18 protein-coding genes are annotated in these 18,486 nt (G+C 73.6%); 4 read left to right on the top strand and 14 right to left on the bottom strand.

Translation table 11 applies throughout. From position 1 onward, the window contains the following. Positions 1–73 precede the first annotated feature (73 nt). From bla to ACLJTM_RS27595, 3 genes are all read right to left on the bottom strand, one after another. Entirely contained in the window at positions 74–988 is a 915-nt protein-coding gene (gene bla / locus ACLJTM_RS27605) for a class A beta-lactamase (RefSeq protein WP_411106437.1), read from the bottom strand. Positions 989–1,171: 183 nt separating this feature from the next. Next, entirely contained in the window at positions 1,172–2,599 is a 1,428-nt protein-coding gene (argH, locus tag ACLJTM_RS27600; protein ID WP_411106436.1) for an argininosuccinate lyase, read from the bottom strand. Between the two features lie 123 nt (positions 2,600–2,722). After that, a complete protein-coding gene (locus ACLJTM_RS27595; protein ID WP_411106435.1) occupies positions 2,723–3,916 on the bottom strand; it encodes an argininosuccinate synthase in 1,194 nt (397 codons plus the stop codon). 196 nt (positions 3,917–4,112) lie between these two features. Between ACLJTM_RS27595 and ACLJTM_RS27590 the strand changes: the two genes are divergently transcribed. Beyond that, on the top strand, positions 4,113–4,811 hold the full coding sequence (locus ACLJTM_RS27590) for a L,D-transpeptidase family protein (protein ID WP_411106646.1): 699 nt from the start codon (positions 4,113–4,115) through the stop codon (positions 4,809–4,811). A gap of 50 nt (positions 4,812–4,861) precedes the next feature. Here ACLJTM_RS27590 and ACLJTM_RS27585 read toward each other — a convergent pair whose 3' ends face one another. Genes ACLJTM_RS27585 through ACLJTM_RS27550 form a run of 8 tightly spaced genes read right to left on the bottom strand, consistent with a single transcriptional unit; the run spans position 4,862 to position 12,623 of the window. Further along, positions 4,862–5,398, bottom strand: a complete 537-nt coding sequence (locus ACLJTM_RS27585; RefSeq protein ID WP_266937803.1) for an arginine repressor — start codon at positions 5,396–5,398, stop codon at positions 4,862–4,864. A 7-nt stretch (positions 5,399–5,405) separates the two neighbouring features. Beyond that, positions 5,406–6,620, bottom strand: coding sequence for an acetylornithine transaminase (locus ACLJTM_RS27580; RefSeq protein ID WP_411106434.1), 1,215 nt, complete (start codon positions 6,618–6,620; stop codon positions 5,406–5,408). Beyond that, the gene (gene argB / locus ACLJTM_RS27575; protein WP_411106433.1) at positions 6,617–7,537 is read right to left on the bottom strand and encodes an acetylglutamate kinase; all 921 of its coding nucleotides are present in this window, start codon (positions 7,535–7,537) and stop codon (positions 6,617–6,619) included. Before argB ends, ACLJTM_RS27580 begins: the two co-directional genes overlap by 4 nt. Further along, a complete protein-coding gene (gene argJ / locus ACLJTM_RS27570) occupies positions 7,534–8,691 on the bottom strand; it encodes a bifunctional glutamate N-acetyltransferase/amino-acid acetyltransferase ArgJ (RefSeq protein WP_411106432.1) in 1,158 nt (385 codons plus the stop codon). The genes argB and argJ overlap by 4 nt, the downstream gene beginning before the upstream one ends. Further along, on the bottom strand, positions 8,688–9,716 hold the full coding sequence (gene argC, locus ACLJTM_RS27565; protein ID WP_411106431.1) for an N-acetyl-gamma-glutamyl-phosphate reductase: 1,029 nt from the start codon (positions 9,714–9,716) through the stop codon (positions 8,688–8,690). Before argC ends, argJ begins: the two co-directional genes overlap by 4 nt. Before the next feature lie 59 nt (positions 9,717–9,775). Further along, positions 9,776–10,528: an N-acetyltransferase gene (locus ACLJTM_RS27560; RefSeq protein ID WP_411106430.1), complete on the bottom strand. Its 753-nt coding sequence runs from the start codon at positions 10,526–10,528 to the stop codon at positions 9,776–9,778. Positions 10,529–10,560: 32 nt separating this feature from the next. Next, positions 10,561–11,142: a histidine phosphatase family protein gene (locus tag ACLJTM_RS27555; RefSeq protein WP_411106429.1), complete on the bottom strand. Its 582-nt coding sequence runs from the start codon at positions 11,140–11,142 to the stop codon at positions 10,561–10,563. A 50-nt stretch (positions 11,143–11,192) separates the two neighbouring features. Next, positions 11,193–12,623: a PLP-dependent aminotransferase family protein gene (locus ACLJTM_RS27550; RefSeq protein WP_411106428.1), complete on the bottom strand. Its 1,431-nt coding sequence runs from the start codon at positions 12,621–12,623 to the stop codon at positions 11,193–11,195. Here ACLJTM_RS27550 and ACLJTM_RS27545 point away from each other — a divergent pair. Both ACLJTM_RS27545 and ACLJTM_RS27540 read left to right on the top strand, forming a co-directional pair. Continuing rightward, complete coding sequence (locus tag ACLJTM_RS27545; protein ID WP_411106427.1) at positions 12,622–13,551, top strand: DMT family transporter; 930 nt, start codon at positions 12,622–12,624, stop codon at positions 13,549–13,551. The genes ACLJTM_RS27550 and ACLJTM_RS27545 overlap by 2 nt on opposite strands. 57 nt (positions 13,552–13,608) lie before the next feature. Beyond that, positions 13,609–13,809 carry a DUF1918 domain-containing protein gene (locus ACLJTM_RS27540; RefSeq protein ID WP_411106426.1) on the top strand — a complete coding sequence of 67 codons (201 nt, stop codon included), beginning with the start codon at positions 13,609–13,611 and terminating at the stop codon, positions 13,807–13,809. A gap of 12 nt (positions 13,810–13,821) precedes the next feature. Here the strand turns inward: ACLJTM_RS27540 and ACLJTM_RS27535 are convergent, their stop codons facing one another. Then, a complete protein-coding gene (locus tag ACLJTM_RS27535) occupies positions 13,822–15,123 on the bottom strand; it encodes a glycoside hydrolase family 10 protein (RefSeq protein WP_411106425.1) in 1,302 nt (433 codons plus the stop codon). A gap of 149 nt (positions 15,124–15,272) precedes the next feature. Here ACLJTM_RS27535 and ACLJTM_RS27530 point away from each other — a divergent pair, with 149 nt between their 5' ends. After that, on the top strand, positions 15,273–16,175 hold the full coding sequence (locus ACLJTM_RS27530) for a 3-hydroxybutyryl-CoA dehydrogenase (protein WP_411106424.1): 903 nt from the start codon (positions 15,273–15,275) through the stop codon (positions 16,173–16,175). Between the two features lie 14 nt (positions 16,176–16,189). Here the strand turns inward: ACLJTM_RS27530 and ACLJTM_RS27525 are convergent, their stop codons facing one another. Next, on the bottom strand, positions 16,190–16,720 hold the full coding sequence (locus tag ACLJTM_RS27525; protein ID WP_411106423.1) for an NUDIX hydrolase: 531 nt from the start codon (positions 16,718–16,720) through the stop codon (positions 16,190–16,192). A 53-nt stretch (positions 16,721–16,773) separates the two neighbouring features. Continuing rightward, positions 16,774–18,114, bottom strand: coding sequence for a transcriptional regulator (locus ACLJTM_RS27520; RefSeq protein ID WP_411106422.1), 1,341 nt, complete (start codon positions 18,112–18,114; stop codon positions 16,774–16,776). Between the last annotated feature and the right edge of the window lie 372 nt (positions 18,115–18,486).

The following is an 18,486-nucleotide window of genomic DNA, read 5'->3' as shown; positions in this document are numbered from 1 at the left end:
GCGCACGGGCGGGCCGGGCGGCGCGCGGGCGGTCGGGCGGCGCGCGGGCGGCCGGGCGGCGCACGGCCGGGGGTCAGGTCAGGGTCTGGGCCAGCAGGGCTGCGGTCCGGGCGACCAGGGCGTCGTCCCGGGGGCCCTGCGGCAAGCCGGGGCGGGTGGACAGCACGGCCATCACGATCGGCGGTCCGTCGGGGGCGCGCACGACGCCCACGTCGTTGGCCACGCCGTACTCGTTGCCGCCGCCGGTCTTGTCCGCGAGGATCCAGTCCGGTCCGAGCCCGGCGCGGAAGCGCGCGCCGTTGGTGGTGTTCGCGAGCATCCAGTCGGTCAGCCGCCGGCGGTCCCGGGGTTCCAGGACCCCGCCGAGGAGCAGGCGCCCGTAGGCGGCGGCGATGGCGCGCGGGCCGGTGGTGTCGGTCGTACGCCACGGCTCCGCCGAGTTGAGGTCCGGCTCCCACCGTTCCAGGTTCGTCCGGCGGTCCCCGATCGAGCGGCTGAAGCGGGTGACCGCGTGCGGGCCGCCCAGCTCGCGCAGCAGCAGGTTCGCGGCCAGGTTGTCGCTCTCGCCGACCGCGGCGGCGCACAGCGCCTCGACCGTCATGCCGGCGGCGATGTTCTCCGGCCGGCCGGTGACCACCGCGTAGCCCGACTTCTCGGCGTCCTGCGCGGTGTAGTGGATGCGCCGGGCGAGGAACTCCCCGTCCCGGTCGAGGTCGCGCAGGACGGCCGCGGCAGCCAGCGGCTTGAACACCGAGCACAGCGGGAACCGCTCGTCGGCGCGGTAGGCCGCGGTGCGGCCCGTGGCGGTGTTGCGCGCGAAGACTCCCAGGCGGGCGGAGTGCTCCCGCTCCAGTGCGGCCAGCTGCGCATCGAGCGGGCCGGTGCCGCCGGGGGCCGCGTACGCGCCGCCCGCCGAGGCGGCGCCCAGGCCGGCGGCCAGCGCGGCGCCGGCCCCCAGGGCCAGTAACGTGCGGCGGGACGGACGCACCGGGGGATCTGCCGGCGACCGGACCAAAGGCTGGACGAAAGGCCGGACGGAAGACTGGTCGGAAGACTGGTCGGAAGGACGTGCTCCTGCGGGTTCCACTGCCTGCTCCTCCTCGTGGGCGATCACGACATGGATCACCACGCCCGCCGGAGAGGCAGCGGTTCCCGCAGCCCGGGGAGCCGTCTACTGCTTGTGGGCCGCCCAGGCGTGCTGGATCACCAGGTCCGCCTTGAGCTCGGTGAGCTGGACCGCGACCGCCGAGGGGGCGGTGCCGCCGCGGCCGTTGCGGGAGGCCAGCGCGCCCTTGACGTTGAGCACGGTGCGGACCTCGGGGGTCAGGTGCTCCGAGATCTTCGCGAACTGCTCGTCGGTCAGCTCGTCCAGCTCGATGCCCTCGGCCTCGCACTCCTTCACGCACGCGCCGGCCACCTCGTGCGCCACCCGGAAGGGCACACCCTGCTTGACCAGCCACTCCGCGATGTCGGTGGCGAGCGAGAAGCCCGCCGGGGCCAGCTCCTCCATCCGCTCCCGGTTGACCGTGAGCGTGGCCATCATGCCGGTGAAGGCGGGCAGCAGCACCTCAAGGGTGTCGCAGGAGTCGAAGACCGGCTCCTTGTCCTCCTGGAGGTCCCGGTTGTAGGCCAGGGGCAGCGCCTTGAGGGTGGCGAGCAGACCGGTGAGGTTGCCGATGAGGCGGCCGGACTTGCCGCGTGCCAGCTCGGCGATGTCCGGGTTCTTCTTCTGCGGCATGATCGACGAGCCGGTGGAGAAGGCGTCGTGGAGGGTCACGAAGGAGAACTCCTTCGTGTTCCAGATGATGATCTCCTCCGCGATCCGGGACAGGTTGATCCCGATCATCGCGGTGATGAAGGCGAACTCGGCGACGAAGTCGCGGGAGGCCGTGCCGTCGATGGAGTTGCCGACCGAGCCCCGCTCGAAGCCGAGGTCCGCGGCGACCGCCTCGGGGTCCAGGCCCAGCGAGGAGCCGGCCAGGGCGCCGGAGCCGTACGGGGAGACCGCGGTGCGCGTGTCCCACTGGCGCAGCCGTTCCGCGTCCCGGGACAGGGACTGCACGTGGGCGAGGACGTGGTGGGCGAAGAGCACCGGCTGTGCGTGCTGCAGGTGGGTGCGGCCCGGCATGGCCACGCCCTCGTGCGCTTCGGCGAGGCCGACCAGGGCGTCCTGGAGGTCCGCGATCAGGCCGCCGATGATCCGCGCGTGGTCGCGCAGGTACATCCGGAAGAGGGTGGCGATCTGGTCGTTGCGCGAGCGGCCGGCCCGGAGCTTGCCGCCGAGGTCCGCGCCGAGGCGCTCCAGCAGGCCCCGCTCCAGGGCCGTGTGCACGTCCTCGTCCGCGACGGTGCCGGTGAAGGAGCCGTCGGCCACGTCGGCCTCCAGCTGGTCCAGGCCGCGGACCATGCGGTCGAGTTCCTCGGCGGTGAGCAGCCCCGCTTTGGCGAGCACGCGGGCGTGGGCGCGCGAGCCGGCGATGTCGTAGGGGGCGAGACGCCAGTCGAAGTGGACGGACGCCGACAGCAGGGCCAGCGCCTCCGAAGGGCCGTCGGCGAAGCGCGCGCCCCAGAGCCGGACGTCACCGTTGTTGCTGCTCACAGCTACTGCTCCTCAAGGCTGCATGGCTTTGGCAGCCTGTGGGTTCCTGTTGGTTGCGGATGTGCAACGGCCTCCCCGGCGCGGAGGAAACGGGGAGGCCGTCCGTGCTGCTGCGGGTGCGCCTCAGGCGAGGTCGCGGCGGGCGGCGATCTTCGAGGACAGGCCGAAGATCTCGATGAAGCCCTGGGCCTTGGACTGGTCGAAGGTGTCGCCCGAGTCGTAGGTCGCGAGGTTGAAGTCGTAGAGGGACTCGTCCGACTTCCGGCCGGTGACGACGGCGCGGCCGCCGTGCAGGGTCATCCGGATGTCGCCGGTGACGTGCTGGTTGGCCTCGTTGATGAATCCGTCCAGGGCCCGCTTGAGCGGGGAGAACCACAGGCCGTCGTAGACCATCTCGCCCCAGCGCTGCTCGACCTGCCGCTTGTAGCGGGCCAGTTCGCGCTCGACGGTGACGTTCTCCAGCTCCTGGTGGGCGGTGATCAGGGCGATCGCGCCCGGGGCCTCGTACACCTCGCGGGACTTGATGCCCACGAGCCGGTCCTCGACCATGTCGATCCGGCCGATGCCCTGGGCGCCGGCCCGCTCGTTGAGCTGCTGGATGGCCTGGAGCACGGTGACGGGCTTGCCGTCGATGGCGACCGGGACGCCCTCCTTGAAGGAGATGACGACCTCGTCGGCCTCGCGGGGGACGGCCGGGTTCGAGGTGTACTCGTAGATGTCCTCGATCGGGCCGTTCCAGATGTCCTCCAGGAAGCCCGTCTCGACGGCGCGCCCGAAGACGTTCTGGTCGATGGAGTACGGGGACTTCTTGGTGGTCGCGATCGGGAGGTTCTTCTCCTCGCAGAAGGCGATCGCCTTGTCCCGGGTCATCGCGTAGTCGCGGACCGGGGCGATGCACTTGAGGTCGGGGCCGAGGGCGGCGATGCCGGCCTCGAAACGGACCTGGTCGTTGCCCTTGCCGGTGCAGCCGTGGGCCACCACCGAGGCACCGTGCTTGTTGGCCGCGGCTACCAGGTGCTTGACGATGGTCGGCCGCGAGAGGGCGGAGACCAGCGGGTAGCGGTCCATGTAGAGGGCGTTGGCCTTGATGGCCGGGAGGCAGTACTCGTTGGCGAACTCGTCCCTGGCGTCGGCGACCTCGGCCTCCACGGCACCGCAGGCGAGCGCGCGCTTGCGGATGACGTCCAGGTCCTCGCCGCCCTGGCCGACGTCCACGGCAACGGCGATGACCTCGGCGCCCGTCTCCTCGGCGATCCAGCCGATGGCGACGGAGGTGTCCAGGCCGCCCGAGTAGGCGAGTACGACGCGCTCGGTCACGGGTTTCTCCTTACGGTGCATTCAACGACAGGCATAACTATGCACTACTCCGTATGTTTCGTCAATTGCCGCCGAAAGGGCCAGGTCAGCCGGGGCGTCGCGCCCCCTGCGCGAAGAAGGAGTTCATCGGATCGGCTCCGGACGGCCTGGCTGCGCCGACACCGCCCCTCAGGCCCGTAATGTCTGGCCTGTGCTGCTGCGTACCGCTCTTGCCACGGCCTCACTGATCGTCACCACCCTGCTGCCGCAGGCCTCCACGGAGGGGGGCGGCCCGCTGCCCGCCCGGCTCGCCGACACGGGGGGCGGCAGCCAGTTGGTCACCGCCGTCGCGCCCGCGCCCGGATCCACCACCGGCCGGCTGACCTGGTGGGACCTGCGGGCGGGGCGGTGGTACGAGGCCGGCAGCGCGGACGCCCGGTTCGGGGCCAACGGGCTCACCGAGGGCTCGACCCGCACCCAGGGCACCAGCACCACGCCCACGGGCCTGTACGCGCTCCCGTTCGCCTTCGGGATCAGGCCGGCGCCGGCCGGTACGGCGTACCCGTACCGGCCGGTGACCGAGGCCTCCTGGTGGTGCCAGGACAATGCCTCCGCCGCCTACAACCGCTGGACCGAGCCCCTGCCCGCGGACTGCCGCCCGGGCGAGGCGGAGCACCTGGTGACGTACGCGGAGCAGTACGCACACGCCCTGCTCGTCGCCTTCAACTACGACCGGCCCGTGCACGGCCGGGGCGCGGGCATCTTCCTGCACGCCCACGGCAAGGGGGCGACGGCCGGCTGCGTGTCCGTCCCCGTCGGGGCCATGCGGGAGATCCTGCGCTGGGCCGATCCCGCGCGGGAGCCGCACATCGCGATCGGCACGGAGGCCGGGGAGCTGGCCGTGACGCGCTACTGAGGGCCGCTGCCGGGCCCGGGGCGGGCGGCCGCGGCGGGCCGCGGGAGGGCTCAGCCCTCCTTCTGGGCCAGCCGCAGCAGGTGGTCGGCGAGGGCCTGGCCGCCCGCCGGGTCGCGGCTGATCAGCATCAGGGTGTCGTCCCCCGCGATCGTGCCGAGGATCGCCTGCAGTTCGGCCTGGTCGATGGCCGAGGCCAGGAACTGGGCCGCGCCCGGCGGGGTGCGCAGGACCACGAGGTTCGCCGAGGCCTCCGCCGAGATCAGCAGCTCCCCGGAGAGCCGCCGCATGCGCTCCTCCTTGGCCGACTCGCCGAGCGGGGCCTGCGGGGTGCGGAAGCCGCCCTCGCTGGGCACCGCGTAGATCAGCTCGCCGCCGGTGTTGCGGATCTTCACCGCGCCCAGCTCGTCGAGGTCGCGCGAGAGCGTCGCCTGGGTGACGCTCAGCCCGTCGTCGGCGAGCAGCTTGGCCAGTTGGCTCTGGGAGCGGACCGGCTGCCGGTTGAGGATGTCCACGATCCGGCGGTGGCGCGCGGTGCGGGTCTGCGGGACGGCCTGGCCCCCGTGCTCGTTGTCCTGCGCCTGACTCATCGTCGTCTCATTCTCCGGATCCGTCCCCGCTGGCTGCGTCGAGGACGCCGGGCAGCGCCTGGAGGAACGCGTCCACCTCGGCCTCGGAGACCACGTACGGGGGCATGAGCCGTACGACGTCGGGGGCGGGCGCATTGACCAGGAAGCCGGCATCCTGAGCCGCCTGCTGCACCCGGGGTGCGAGGGGCTCGGTCAGCACGATACCCAGCAGGAGGCCCGCACCACGGACGTGGGAGACCAGCGCATGTCCGGAGGCTTCGATTCCGGAGCGCAGCCGCTCTCCCCGCGCCTTGACCTGGTCCAGGAGCCCCTCGGCGGCGATGGTGTCGATCACGGCGAGACCGGCGGCGCAGGCCACCGGGTTCCCGCCGAAGGTGGTGCCGTGCTGGCCGGGCCGCAGCAGGTCGGCGGCGGGCCCGAAGGCGGCCACGGCGCCGATGGGCAGTCCGCCGCCCAGTCCCTTCGCGAGGGTGACGAGGTCGGGCTCCACGCCCTCGTGGGCCTGGTGCTCGAACCACTGGCCGCACCGTCCGATGCCGGTCTGCACCTCGTCGAGGACGAGCAGGGTGCCGGTGGCCCGGGTGATCTCCCGGGCGGCCTCCAGGTACCCGGCGGGGGGTACGACGACGCCGTTCTCGCCCTGCACGGGCTCGATCACGGCGAGCGCGGTCTCCTCGGTCACGGCGGCGCGCAGGGCCTCGGCGTCCCCGTACGGCACGTGGGTGACGTCGCCCGGCAGCGGCCGGAAGGGGTCCTGCTTCTTCGGCTGCCCGGTGAGGGCGAGGGCGCCCATGGTCCGTCCGTGGAAGCCGCCGGTGGTGGCGACCATGTGGGTCCGGCCGGTCAGTCGGCCGATCTTGAAGGCGGCCTCGACCGCTTCGGCACCGGAGTTGCAGAAGAAGACCCGGCCGGGCCGGCCGAAGAGCTGGAGCAGCCGCTCGCCGAGGGCGAGGACCGGTCCGGAGGCGTAGAGGTTGGAGACGTGCCCCAGGGTCGAGATCTGCTCCGTCACGGCGGAGACGATCGCGGGGTGGGCGTGGCCGAGGGCGTTGACGGCGATGCCGCCGACGAAGTCGGTGTACCGGCGGCCGTCCGCGTCCCAGACCTGGGCGCCCGCGCCGCGGACGAGGGCCAGCGCGGGGGTGCCGTAGTTGTCGGTCAGGGCGCCCTGCCAGCGGGCGGCGTACTCCTGGTTGCCCGTGGTCCCGCTGCTCTCGCTCACTTCGCTCCCCCTTGCGCCTCGTCGGGCACGACCATCGTGCCGATTCCCTCGTCCGTGAAGATCTCCAGCAGGATCGAGTGCTGCACCCGTCCGTCGATCACGCGGGCGGTGTTCACGCCTCCCCGCACGGCGTGCAGGCAGCCCTGCATCTTCGGCACCATGCCGCTGGACAGCTCGGGCAGCAGCTTCTCCAGCTCGCTGACGGTGAGCCGGCTGATGACCTCGTCACTGTTCGGCCAGTCCGCGTACAGGCCCTCGACGTCGGTGAGGACCATCAGCGTCTCGGCGCCCAGGGCGGCGGCGAGCGCGGCCGCCGCGGTGTCCGCGTTCACGTTGTACACGTGGTGGTCGTCGGCGCTGCGCGCGATGGAGGACACGACCGGGATCCGGCCGTCCGCCAGCAGCGCCTCGATCGCGCCGGTGTCGATGGCGGTGATCTCGCCGACCCGCCCGATGTCCACGAGAGCGCCGTCGATCTCCGGGCTGTGCCGGGTGGCGGTGATGGTGTGGGCGTCCTCGCCGGTCAGCCCGACGGCGAGCGGCCCGTGCTGGTTGAGCAGGCCGACCAGCTCGCGCTGCACATGGCCCGCCAGGACCATCCGGACGACGTCCATGGCCTCGGGGGTGGTGACGCGCAGCCCTGCCTTGAACTCGCTGACCAGGCCCTGCTTGTCGAGCTGGGCGTTGATCTGGGGGCCGCCGCCGTGCACCACGACGGGCCTCAGGCCCGCCTGGCGCAGGAAGACGACGTCCTGGGCGAAGGCCGCCTTGAGCTCCTCGTCGATCATGGCGTTGCCGCCGAACTTGATGACGACGATCCTGCCGTTGTGCCGGGTCAGCCAGGGCAGGGCCTCGATGAGGATCTCCGCCTTGGGCAGGGCCGTGTGCTTGCGGGCACTTCCGGGGGCCCCGCTCACGAGCTGTACGCGCTGTTCTCGTGGACGTACTCGGCGGTCAGGTCGTTGGTCCAGATCACGGCGGACGCACTGCCGGTGGCCAGGTCCGCGGTGATGCGGACCTCGCGGTCCTTCATCGACACCAGGTCGCGGTCCTCGCCGACCGATCCGTTGCGGCAGACCCAGACCCCGTTGATGGCGACGTTCAGCCGGTCCGGGTCGAACGCGGCCCGGGTGGTGCCGATCGCGGACAGCACGCGGCCCCAGTTCGGGTCCTCGCCGTGGATGGCGCACTTGAGCAGGTTGTTGCGGGCGATGGACCGGCCGACCTCGACCGCGTCCTCCTCGTCGGCCGCCCCGACCACCTCGATGCGGATGTCCTTGCCTGCGCCCTCGGCGTCGCCGATGAGCTGGCGGGCCAGGTCGTCGCAGACGCTGCGGACGGCCTCGGCGAACTCCCCGTACGCGGGCACCTCCCCGGAGGCGCCGGAGGCGAGCAGCAGCACGGTGTCGTTGGTGGACATGCAGCCGTCGGAGTCGATGCGGTCGAAGGTGGTGCGGGTGGCGGAGCGCAGCGCCTTGTCGAGGGTGGCGCCGTCCACGTCCGCGTCGGTGGTGAGGACCACGAGCATGGTGGCCAGGCCCGGGGCGAGCATGCCGGCGCCCTTGGCCATGCCGCCGACGGTCCAGCCTCCGGCGGAGGCGGTGGCCGTCTTGTGCACGGTGTCGGTGGTCTTGATGGCGATCGCGGCGGCCTCGCCGCCGTCCGCGGACAGGGCGGCAGCGGCGCTCTCGATGCCGGGCAGCAGCCGGTCCATGGGAAGCGGGACGCCGATCAGGCCGGTGGAGGCGACGGCGACCTCGCCGGCGTTGTGCTCACCGCCGAGGACCGCGGCCGCCTTCTCCGCGGTGGCATGGGTGTCCTGGAAGCCCTTGGGGCCGGTGCAGGCGTTGGCACCGCCGGAGTTCAGCACGACCGCGCTGACCACTCCGCCCCGCAGGACCTGCTCCGACCAGAGCACGGGCGCGGCCTTGACGCGGTTGGAGGTGAAGACACCCGCGGCGGCGAGACGCGGCCCGTGGTTGACCACCAGGGCCAGGTCCGGGTTCCCGTTCGCCTTGATCCCGGCGGCGATGCCCGCCGCCGTGAATCCCTGTGCTGCCGTGACGCTCACGGTGCGACTCCGATCGTGGAAAGCCCGAGCTCCTCGGGGAGCCCCAGGGCGAGGTTCATGCTCTGGACCGCGCCGCCCGCCGTGCCCTTGGTCAGGTTGTCGATGGCGCTGATGGCGATGATCCGCTGCGCGGAAGGGTCGTGGGCGACCTGGAGGTGGACGGCGTTGGACCCCTGGACCGCCTGGGTGGCCGGCCACTGCCCCTCGGGGAGGAGGCGCACGAAGGGCTCGTGCGCGTACGCCTTCTCGTAGGCGGCGCGGAGGGTCTCGGCGGTGACGCCGGGCAGGGCCTTGGCCGAGCAGGTGGCGAGGATGCCGCGGGGCATGGGGACCAGGTTCGCGGTGAAGGAGACGCTGACCCGCCGGCCGGCCAGCGGGGAGAGGTTCTGGACCATCTCGGGGGTGTGCCGGTGCCCGCCGCCGACGCCGTAGGGCGTGACCGAGCCCATCACCTCGGAGCCGAGGAGGTGCGGCTTGAGCGCCTTGCCCGCGCCGGAGGTGCCGGTGGCCGCGACGATCACGGCCTCGGGCTCGGCGAGCTGGGCCTGGTAGGCCGGGAAGAGGGCGAGGGAGACGGCGGTGGGGAAGCAGCCGGGCACGGCGATGCGCCGGACGCCGGCCAGGGCGGCCCGGGCGCCGGGCAGTTCGGGGAGGCCGTAGGGCCAGGTCCCGGCGTGCGGGGCGCCGTAGAACCGGTCCCAGTCGGCGGGGTCCTTCAGGCGGTGGTCGGCGCCCATGTCGACGACGAGCACGTCCTCGCCGAGGCGGGCCGCGACGGCGGCCGACTGGCCGTGGGGCAGGGCCAGGAAGACGACGTCGTGCCCTGCGAGGACCTCGGGCGTGGTCGCCTCCAGGGTCCGGCCGGCGAGCGGCACGAGGTGCGGCTGCAGGGAGCCGAGGAGCTGTCCGGCGTTGGAGTTCGCGGTCAGTGCGCCGATCTCCACCTCCGGGTGGGCGAGCAGCAGGCGCAGGACTTCGCCGCCCGCGTACCCGCTCGCTCCGGCCACCGCTACACGTACTGCCATCGGACCCTCCTCGTCGATGGCATGACTATACGTATCTACGCAGTTTTATGCAAAGGCCTTCAGGGTGCGAGGGGGTGCCGCACCCAGACGTTCGGCTCCACGTAGACCGCGTACCCCTGTTCAGGATCGCAGTGGACCGGCACCAGCGCTCCGGGCACGTGCACCGGGCCCGGGGTGTCGAAGGGCAGGCCCGTCCACTCCCGCCACTCGGCGAGGGAGCCGGTGATCGTCATCGACAGCGGGGCCACCGACTCGATCGTGCCGCCCGCCCGGACGTGGACGCGCAGCCACGGGTCGTACGGCAGGCCGTCCTCCCGGGTGCGCCGGGCGTACTCGTGGGCCGACGCGTCCGGCTCGGCCGGCTTGCCGCTCGGCCGGACCGGGGCCACCACCTCGGTGAAACCGCGGGCGCGGGCGTTGTCCCGCATGGCCGCCAGCATCCGCCCCGACAGGCCCTCGCCCTGGCGCCCGACGGCGACGCTGATCTCGATCGCGCTCACCGTGTCGGGTACGGCCCGGCGCCGCAGGTCGGAGAAGGTCCACAGCAGGACCTGGTCCCAGCCGCGCGCGGGCAGCTTCCCGTCCCGTCCGGGGGCGTGCAGACAGAAGGGCACGCTGAAGCCGCGCGCCACGACCTCGTCCCCGTCGGTGGCGACCAGGACGTACTCCGGCAGCTCGGCGACCATCCGCGGGTAGAGCAGGTAGGCGACCGGGTCGTGGTCGGCGAACGCCGGCCAGGAGTCCTTCATGTCCCACAGCCGTCCGGCCAGTTCGGGCCGCTCGGCGAGGGTGGTGATCGTGATCTCGCTCATGGGCGCAGGCTAGGGGCGGCCGCCCGGCGGCCTCAACTGCTTTGTGCGGCGTGCAGGGAGAGGTGCCAGCGACCGGACCAGCCGGTCAGGGTCACCGTGGACAGGGGACGGACATCGACGTTCCAGTACGTCCGCGGGGGCGCGTTCAGGGCGTAGACCAGGGCGGCCCGGACCACCGAGGGCTCGGCCACCGCCACGATGGCGCCCCCGTCGTCCGCCGGGCGGGTGTCCAGCCAGCCGCCGATCCGGGCGATGAAGGCGAGCAGGGACTCCCCGCCGTGCGGAACGGCCCGCGGGTCGGTGAGCCAGAGGTCGACGGCTCCGGGTTCCCGGGCGGTCACCTCGGCCAGGGTCAGCCCGCGCCAGCGGCCCATGTCGCACTCGCGCAGCGCGGGCTGCGCGAGGGGTGCGTACCCCAGGGCCCGCCCGGTGGCCCGGCTGCGCGGGGTCGGGGAGCAGTAGCGCAGCCCGGCCGCCCCGAGGGGTACGAGGTCCCGGGCGGCCGCCTCCAGCGCCCGCAGCCCGGTCCCGTCCAGCGGACGGTCGTCGTCGAAGCGCTCGGCGAGCAGCGAGCAACTGCGGGCTGCGGCGACGAGCGAGACCCGAACATGCATGCGGCGATGGTGGGCCGTCCGCGGCACGCGGTCAAGCGTCCCGACGGCCTTCAGAGCGGATCCTGGAGGCCGGAAGCCAACCGGCGCACCACCTCCGCCAGTTCACCGGCGCCCGACACCCCGGCGAAGCTCAGCCGGACGTACGGGCCCGGCGGCTCCGCGCAGAAGTAGGGGCGGCCGGGCGCCACCGCGACCCCGGCGCGCAGGGCGGCCGCGGCGAAGGCGTCGTCGCTGCCGTGCGCGAGGCGGGCCCACAACTGGTAGCCGCCGGTGGGCAGGTGCGCGGGCGCCACCGCGGGCAGCTCCCGGCGCAGGGCCCCGGCAAGCACGTCCCGGCGGTGCCGCAGTTCCGCGGCGACCGCCTTGAGGTGGCGCGGCCAGGCGGGCGCGCCCACGAGTTCGAGGGCGGCTTCCTGGAGCGGCCGGGGCACGAAGAAGCTGTCCACGACCTGGATGGCGCGCAGCCGGTCCACCACCGGGCCGCGGGCCGCGAGGGCGCCCACCCGCAGGCTGGGCGAGGCGGCCTTGGTCAGCGACCGGACGTGCACGACCACGCCGTCGGGGTCCTCGGCGGCCAGCGGCAGGGGCAGCGGCCCGGCGTCCTCGTGGGCCAGGGCGCGGGCGTAGTCGTCCTCCACCACGAAGGCTCCCGCGGCCCGGGCGATCCGCAGCACCTCGGCCCGGCGGCCCGGTGCGAGCACCGCCCCGGTCGGGTTCTGGAACAGCGGCTGGCACACGAAGACCCGTGCGCCGGTGGCCTCGAAGGCGGCGGCCAGCAGGTCCGGCCGGACCCCCTCGGCATCCACCGGGACGGGGACCGGACGGCAGCCGGAGGCGCGGGCGATGGCCAGCAGGCCGGGGTAGGTGGGGGATTCCACCAGGATCGGTGCGCCGGGCGGGGCGAGGGCCCGCAGGGCGGTGGTGAGGGCGCTCTGCCCGCCGGCGGTGACCAGCACGTCGGAGGCCGTGAGTGCCCCGCCGACCTCCCGGGCGAACCAGTCGCGCAGCTCGGGCAGCCCCTCGACGGGCGGCCGCCCCCAGGCTCCGGGCCGCCGGCCGGCCCGGGCCAGGGCGGCGGCCAGGGCCCGCTCCGGTTGCAGACAGGGGTGCAGGTAGCCGCTGTTGAGCTCGATCACCCCGGCGGGCGGCGCGGTGAGCGAGCCCAGCACGCCGGTGGCGTCCACGGAGCGCGGGATCACGTCCCCGGCGCCTTCCGCACTGAGGGCGACCTCCTGCCAGGAGGTGTCCCCGGTGGCGTGGGCCCGCGTACGCGGCCGCGCGCGGAAGGCCCCGGCGCCCGGGCGGGTGACGACCAGGCCCTCGGCGGCCAGCTGCGCGAGGGCGCGGGAGACCGTGACGGGGCTGACCCGGAAGCGCTCGACGAGGGCCCGGCTCGACGGCAGCTTTCCACCTTCGGAGTAGCGGTTGAGTTCAGACCGCAGGGAATCCGCCAACTCGGCCACACTGCTACGCTCGTACATGACAGCACAGAATAGCGCTACTCTCGCGGACACGATAGCGGTGAAGGGCCCTGCGGGCCGGAGCACCAGGTCGGCCTCCACCCGGGGCACCCTGCTCGCCTCGCTCGGAGTCGTCGCCTTCTCGCTGACCTTCCCGGCGACCGCCTGGGGTCTGGAGAGCTTCGGACCGTGGTCCCTCGTGGCCCTGCGCAGCGTCCTGGCAGCCGTCATCGCCGGCGGTTTCCTGCTGGCCCTGCGGACTCCGCCGCCCGCCCGCGAGCACTGGGCCGGCCTGGCCGTGGTCGCCGCCGGGGTGGTGGTGGGCTTCCCCCTGCTCACCACCCTGGCGCTGCAGACCTCCACCACCTCGCACGCCGCCGTGGTCGTCGGCCTGCTCCCGCTGACCACTGCCGCCCTCTCCGCGCTGCGCACCGGCGCCCGGCCCTCACGCCGGTTCTGGGCCGCGGCGGGAGCCGGGGCGGCGGTGGTCCTCGGCTTCACCGCGGCGCAGAGCGGCGGCTCCCTCTCGGCGGGCGACGCCTACCTGTTCGCCGCCCTGCTGGTGTGCGCCGCCGGCTACACCGAGGGCGGCCGGCTGGCCAGGATGCTGCCCGGCTGGCAGGTGGTCGGGTGGGCGCTGGTGCTGTGCCTGCCGCTCAGCCTGGCCGGTGCCGCGCTGGGGCTGGCGTACGAACCGGTGCACCTCACGGGCCACGGGCTGGCCGGGCTGGTCTGGGCCGCGGCCGGCTCCACCTTCCTCGGCCTGTACGTCTGGTACCGCGGCATGGCCGAGATCGGCGCGCCGCGCGCCAGCCAGCTCCAGCTCGCCCAGCCGCTCCTGACCCTCGTCTGGTCGGTGGCGCTGCTGGGCGAGCACCTCTCCCCCGCCGTACCCGCCGCCGCCTGCGCGGTCCTGCTCTGCATTGCCGTGACCCAACGGGTCGGATAGCCGCATAACGACCTAAACTGCTGTCACCGGATCGGATCGCCGCCAAGGAGGCCAGTCATGCATGCGAGTGAAGGCGACCAGCTGGTGCAGCACGGCAGGATCGTCGGACAGAACGACAAGGTGGGCGAGATCACCCAGGTGCTGGGCGAGAACGGGACTCCCCCGTACCGGGTCCGCTTCCAGGACGGGCACGAGGCGCTGATGGCCCCCGGGCCCGACTGCACGGTCCGCCACCCGCAGGACGGCGGCGCCCACTGACCCTGCCCCCGCTCACCGCGGGGGCACGGCCGAGCGGTAGTGGTCGGCGACGACCTCGGCCATCGCCCCGTTGGGGTCCGTGGCCACCTGCTTCGCGGAGAAGTAGACGTGGCCGCGGACCTCGGGGTGGCGCCCGGCGAAGTCGAGGTGCCGGGAGAGTTCCGAGGGATCGCGCCAGGCGGCGGTGGGGCTGTCGGCGTCGCAGCGGTACAGCGCCTCCCCCACGTACAGGTCCACTCCGGTGCCCCGGACCGTGCGCGCCCACCAGGGGACCACGTCGGCGTAGTCGGCGACGGGGTGGCCGATGTGCCAGTAGGCCTGCGGGACCACGTAGTCGATCCAGCCCTCGGTGATCCACTTGCGGGTGTCGGCGTACAGGTCGTCGTACGTGGCCAGGCTGCCGTCGGTCGGCGACCCGAGCGGGTCCTTCCCCGCGTTGCGCCACACCGCGAACGGGCTGATGCCGAACCGGGCCGCCGGCCGGACCTCCCGCACCCGCGCGGACATCTCGCTGACCAGGGTGTCGGTGTTGTGGCGGCGCCAGTCGGCCCGCGAGGCGAAGTCGGCTCCGTACTCCTCGTAGGCCTCGTCGTCGTCGAAGGACTCGCCGTCCACCGGGTACGGGTAGAAGTAGTCGTCCCAGTGGACCCCGTCCACGGGGTAGCGGCGGACGGCGTCGAGCATGGCGTCCTGCACGAAGCGGCGCACCTCGGGCAGGCCCGGGTTGTAGAGGAGCTTCCCGCCGTACGCGACCGTCCAGCCGGGGTTGCGGCGGGCCGGGTGCCCGGCGGCCAGCCGGCCGGGGTCGGTGTGGTGGGCCACCCGGTACGGGTTGAACCAGGCGTGCAGTTCCAGCCCGCGGGCGTGGGCCTCGGTGACGGCGGTGCCCAGCGGGTCCCAGCCGGGGTCCGCGCCCTGCTTCCCGGTCAGCCACTGCGACCAGGGCTCCAGCGGGGAGGGCCACAGGGCGTCGGCCGCCGGACGCACCTGCAGGATCACCGCGTTGAGCCGGCTCTCGACGGCGGCGTCCAGGAGCGCGAGCAGCTCGCGCCGCTGCGCCCCAGCGGACAGCCCGGCCCCGGAGGGCCAGTCCACATTCGACACGGTGGCGATCCACATCCCGCGGAACTCCGCTGCCGCAGCCTCGGCGGACCGCGCCGTCCCTGACGGCGCCGCGGCCGCGGCCGGGCCGCCGGCGGCGCCCGGCGCCCCCGCCCGGCCGGCCGCGGCCGCCGCTCCCGCCCGCGCCCCCGCGGCCGTGGCCAGCGCGCCCGCCGCCCCCGCCAGCAGTCCCCGGCGTCCGATGTACTTCATGTGGGCGTCCCGTTCCGTAGCGTGACATCGATCTCGTGCGCCCAGCATGCCCGCCCCGGCCCGCCACCGGGGGCAAGGTCGGGGGTAACGTCGTGGGGCGTGGCGGGCGCCGGAATGCAGTGACCACTGACACGGGGGACCCGCGATGGATGAGCAGCGAAAGGCACGATGTGACGGACCTCTCTACCCTCCCGACCGACATCGCACGGGTCGGCGTAGTGGGCTGCGGCCAGATGGGCGCGGGCATCGCCGAGGTGTGCGCCCGCAGCGGTCTTGAGGTGAAGGTCGCCGAGACCACCGGCGAGGCCCTGGAGATCGGGCGCACCCGGCTGCACAACTCCCTGATGAAGGCCGCCGAACGCGGCAAGATCAGTGAGGAGGAGCGGGACGCCACCCTGGCCCGCCTCACCTTCACCACCGACCTCGGCGAGTTCGCCGACCGGGACCTCGTCATCGAGGCGGTCGTCGAGAACGAGCAGGTCAAGACGGAGATCTTCCAGGTCCTCGACCAGGTCGTCACCCGCCCGGATGCCATCCTGGCCTCCAACACCTCCTCCATTCCGCTGGTCAAGCTGGCCGTCTCCACCTCGCGGCCGGACCAGGTCATCGGCATCCACTTCTTCAACCCGGCGCCGGTGCAGCAGCTCGTGGAGCTGATCCCCGCGCTGACCACGGGTGACGAGACCGTCAAACGTGCCGAGGCCCTGGTGCGGGACGTGCTGGGCAAGCACGCGATCCGCGCCCAGGACCGTTCCGGCTTCGTGGTCAACGCGCTGCTCATCCCGTACCTGCTGTCCGCGATCCGGATGTTCGAGTCGGGCATCGCGAGCCGCGAGGACATCGACAACGGCATGGAGATGGGCTGCGCCCACCCGATGGGCCCGCTGAAGCTGGCGGACCTGATCGGCCTGGACACGGTCGCCTCGGTGGCCGACTCCATGTACGCGGAGTACAAGGAGCCCCTGTACGCCGCTCCCCCGCTGCTCCAGCGGATGGTCGACGCGGGCCGCCTCGGCCGCAAGACGGGCTCGGGCTTCTACCCGTACGGCTGACCGCCGGGACGGGCTCAGCCGAGCCGCAGATGGTGCAGGAGCAGGAGTCCGGCCGCCATGTTGGCGGCCGGGACCTCCCCCCGCGCGATCATGCCGGGGACCAGCTTGAGCGGGACCCACTCGCGGCGTGAGGACTCGAAGGCGTCCTCGGGGTCGCCGATGTACGTGGCCCCGTCCGCCCAGTAGAGGTGGTGGCGGGCGTCGGTCAGCCCGTTGGACGGCTCGACGGTCATCAGGTGGCGCAGCGGGCCGGGCCGCCAGCCCGACTCCTCCTCCATCTCGCGGGCGGCGGCGGTGGCGATGTCCTCGCCGTCCTCCACCACTCCCGCCGGTAGCTCCCAGCCCCAGCTGTCGGTGATGAAGCGGTGCCGCCACAGCAGCAGCACCTCGTCGGCCGCGTTGACGGCCGTGGCGACGGCGACCGGGCGCAGCCGGATCACGAAGTGGTCCAGGTGCCGGCCGTCCGGGAGTTCCACGTCGGCGAGATTCACATCGAACCAGCGGTTCTTGTACACGGTCTGCTCATTGAGGTTCGTCCACTGCACGGCTGTGCCACCTTCCGATCGGGTTGGTGGCAACATGGCAGCAGTTGACGCCCTCACAGGGGAACGAGCAGCGCCCCGTCGATCAGCCGGGCGGTCTCCTCCGCGCCCGAGCAACCGCTGGTCAGCAGCTGTTCGCGGACCGACCGGAGCCGGTCGCGCAGGCGCAGCGACTCCATCCCCTTGGCCCGTTCGGCCATTTCGGCCGCGGCGGCCACCGCCCGGTCGGCCTCGCCCTGGCGCAGCTGGATCTCGCAGAGCATGGCCAGCCGGTGCACCCGCCCGCGGTCGTGCGCCGGGGTGCCGACCGCGGCCGCCGCCTGCTCGTGCGCCGCGTCGAGCTCGCCCAGGCTGAGCAGCGCCTGCGCCACCTGGACGTTGACCAGCCCGGGCTGTACGTAGCCGGTCTCGTCGGGTTCGGTGCCCGGCCTGATCCGCTCGGCGGCCGCCTCGGCGCTGCGGATGGACGCCAGCGCGGCCCGGGTGTCGCCGAGCTGGGCGTAGGCCTTGGCCTGCATGGCGTGCAGGTCCGCGGCCAGCGCCGGGGTGGTGTGGCCTCCCGCGGCCCGCAGCGCGGCCTCGGCGAAGGCGACGGCCTGGCGGTACTCGCGCAGGTGCAGGGACTGGTTGACCAGCAGCGCGATCACGTACGCCCCCAGCCCCCGGTCGCCGCTGGCCTTGGCCAGCCGCAGGGCCTGGTGGAAGTAGCGCTGGGCCAGGCCGTGGGCGTCCGAGTCGTAGGCGCAGATGCCGGCCACCGCCACCAGGGAGCCGGTGGCGCGGTGCAGTTGGCGGCCCAGGCCGTCGGGGTAGCTGCCGCGCAGCATCGGCGCGGTCTCGGCGCCCAGGAAGCGGACGATCCGCGCCCGGGTGGCCACCCCGCCGCAGCGCCGGTACATCAGCTCGTAGTGCGCGCGGGCGGCCCGCAGGACCACGAGGTGCTCGGGCCCGATCCGCAGCGGGCCCGCCCGGGAGACGTCGGCATCCTCGGGCGGGTTCTCCCACTCCCAGACCGGGATGACGGCGGGCGTGCCCGTGACGGCCGCCGCGGTCAGCGACGGGCTCCGGCCCTGCCCGTCGGAGCGCCACAGGGCGGCCGCCCGGTCCACGAATCCGCTGAGCGGCGAGACGTGCCCGCAGCCGGGCCCGTCCGGCACGCCGAGCCCGATGTCGTCCAGGCCGAGTGGGCGCATCAGCCGGCCGCCCAGCACCTCGCAGATCAGGTCGGGCACCTGGCCCCGGGGCCGCTGGCCCTTCAACCACCGGGCCACGGCGGTGTGTTCGTAGCGCAGGGCCAGTCCACGGCTGCGGCCCGCCTGGTTCACGTACGCGGCGAGTCCGGCGTGGGACATGCCCGCCTCGGCGAGGAGGGCTTCGAGCAGGACATTGGGCTGCATGGACCGCTCCCCGGGGCTCGTGGCCCCCAGGCTAGTGGGTGCGCGGTTCACACGGGGTGCGAACCGCGTACGCGCATAAATGCGATACGCACCCTGCCGCGCGGGCCTCCGCGGGCGCTTCACTTAAGGGCCTCGCCAGAGGCAGCCCGGGTCGTCGGCTCCCCCTCGTACAGTGCGACGACCCGTCAGCGCCGCCCGTCTGCCGTCTGCCCGACACTCCATGGCAGACGGGCGGCGCACTCAGGTTCCGCCGGCGCCCGGTTGGTCGCCGGGCCCCGGCAGGAACCGGGCCGCACGCGCGCCGGACCCGCCCACCGGACACCGGCGCGCGGCGCGGCCGCCACGGACCGGGCCCGTCGGGTCCGGCCGTCG

The sequence above is a fragment of the Streptomyces sp. cmx-4-9 genome (genome assembly GCF_046548835.1).
Classification (GTDB): domain Bacteria; phylum Actinomycetota; class Actinomycetes; order Streptomycetales; family Streptomycetaceae; genus Streptomyces.
This window is presented reverse-complemented; position numbering and strand designations above follow the sequence as displayed.

Coding starts and splice junctions, on each gene's coding strand:
- ACLJTM_RS27585 (WP_266937803.1), bottom strand. CDS start 5,398: ATGAGTCAGGCGCAGGACAACGAGCACGGGGGCCAGGCCGTCCCGCAG.
- argC (WP_411106431.1), bottom strand. CDS start 9,716: ATGGCAGTACGTGTAGCGGTGGCCGGAGCGAGCGGGTACGCGGGCGGC.
- ACLJTM_RS27560 (WP_411106430.1), bottom strand. CDS start 10,528: ATGAGCGAGATCACGATCACCACCCTCGCCGAGCGGCCCGAACTGGCC.
- ACLJTM_RS27555 (WP_411106429.1), bottom strand. CDS start 11,142: ATGCATGTTCGGGTCTCGCTCGTCGCCGCAGCCCGCAGTTGCTCGCTG.
- ACLJTM_RS27545 (WP_411106427.1), top strand. CDS start 12,622: ATGACAGCACAGAATAGCGCTACTCTCGCGGACACGATAGCGGTGAAG.
- ACLJTM_RS27550 (WP_411106428.1), bottom strand. CDS start 12,623: ATGTACGAGCGTAGCAGTGTGGCCGAGTTGGCGGATTCCCTGCGGTCT.
- ACLJTM_RS27540 (WP_411106426.1), top strand. CDS start 13,609: ATGCATGCGAGTGAAGGCGACCAGCTGGTGCAGCACGGCAGGATCGTC.
- ACLJTM_RS27535 (WP_411106425.1), bottom strand. CDS start 15,123: ATGAAGTACATCGGACGCCGGGGACTGCTGGCGGGGGCGGCGGGCGCG.
- ACLJTM_RS27530 (WP_411106424.1), top strand. CDS start 15,273: ATGAGCAGCGAAAGGCACGATGTGACGGACCTCTCTACCCTCCCGACC.
- ACLJTM_RS27520 (WP_411106422.1), bottom strand. CDS start 18,114: ATGCAGCCCAATGTCCTGCTCGAAGCCCTCCTCGCCGAGGCGGGCATG.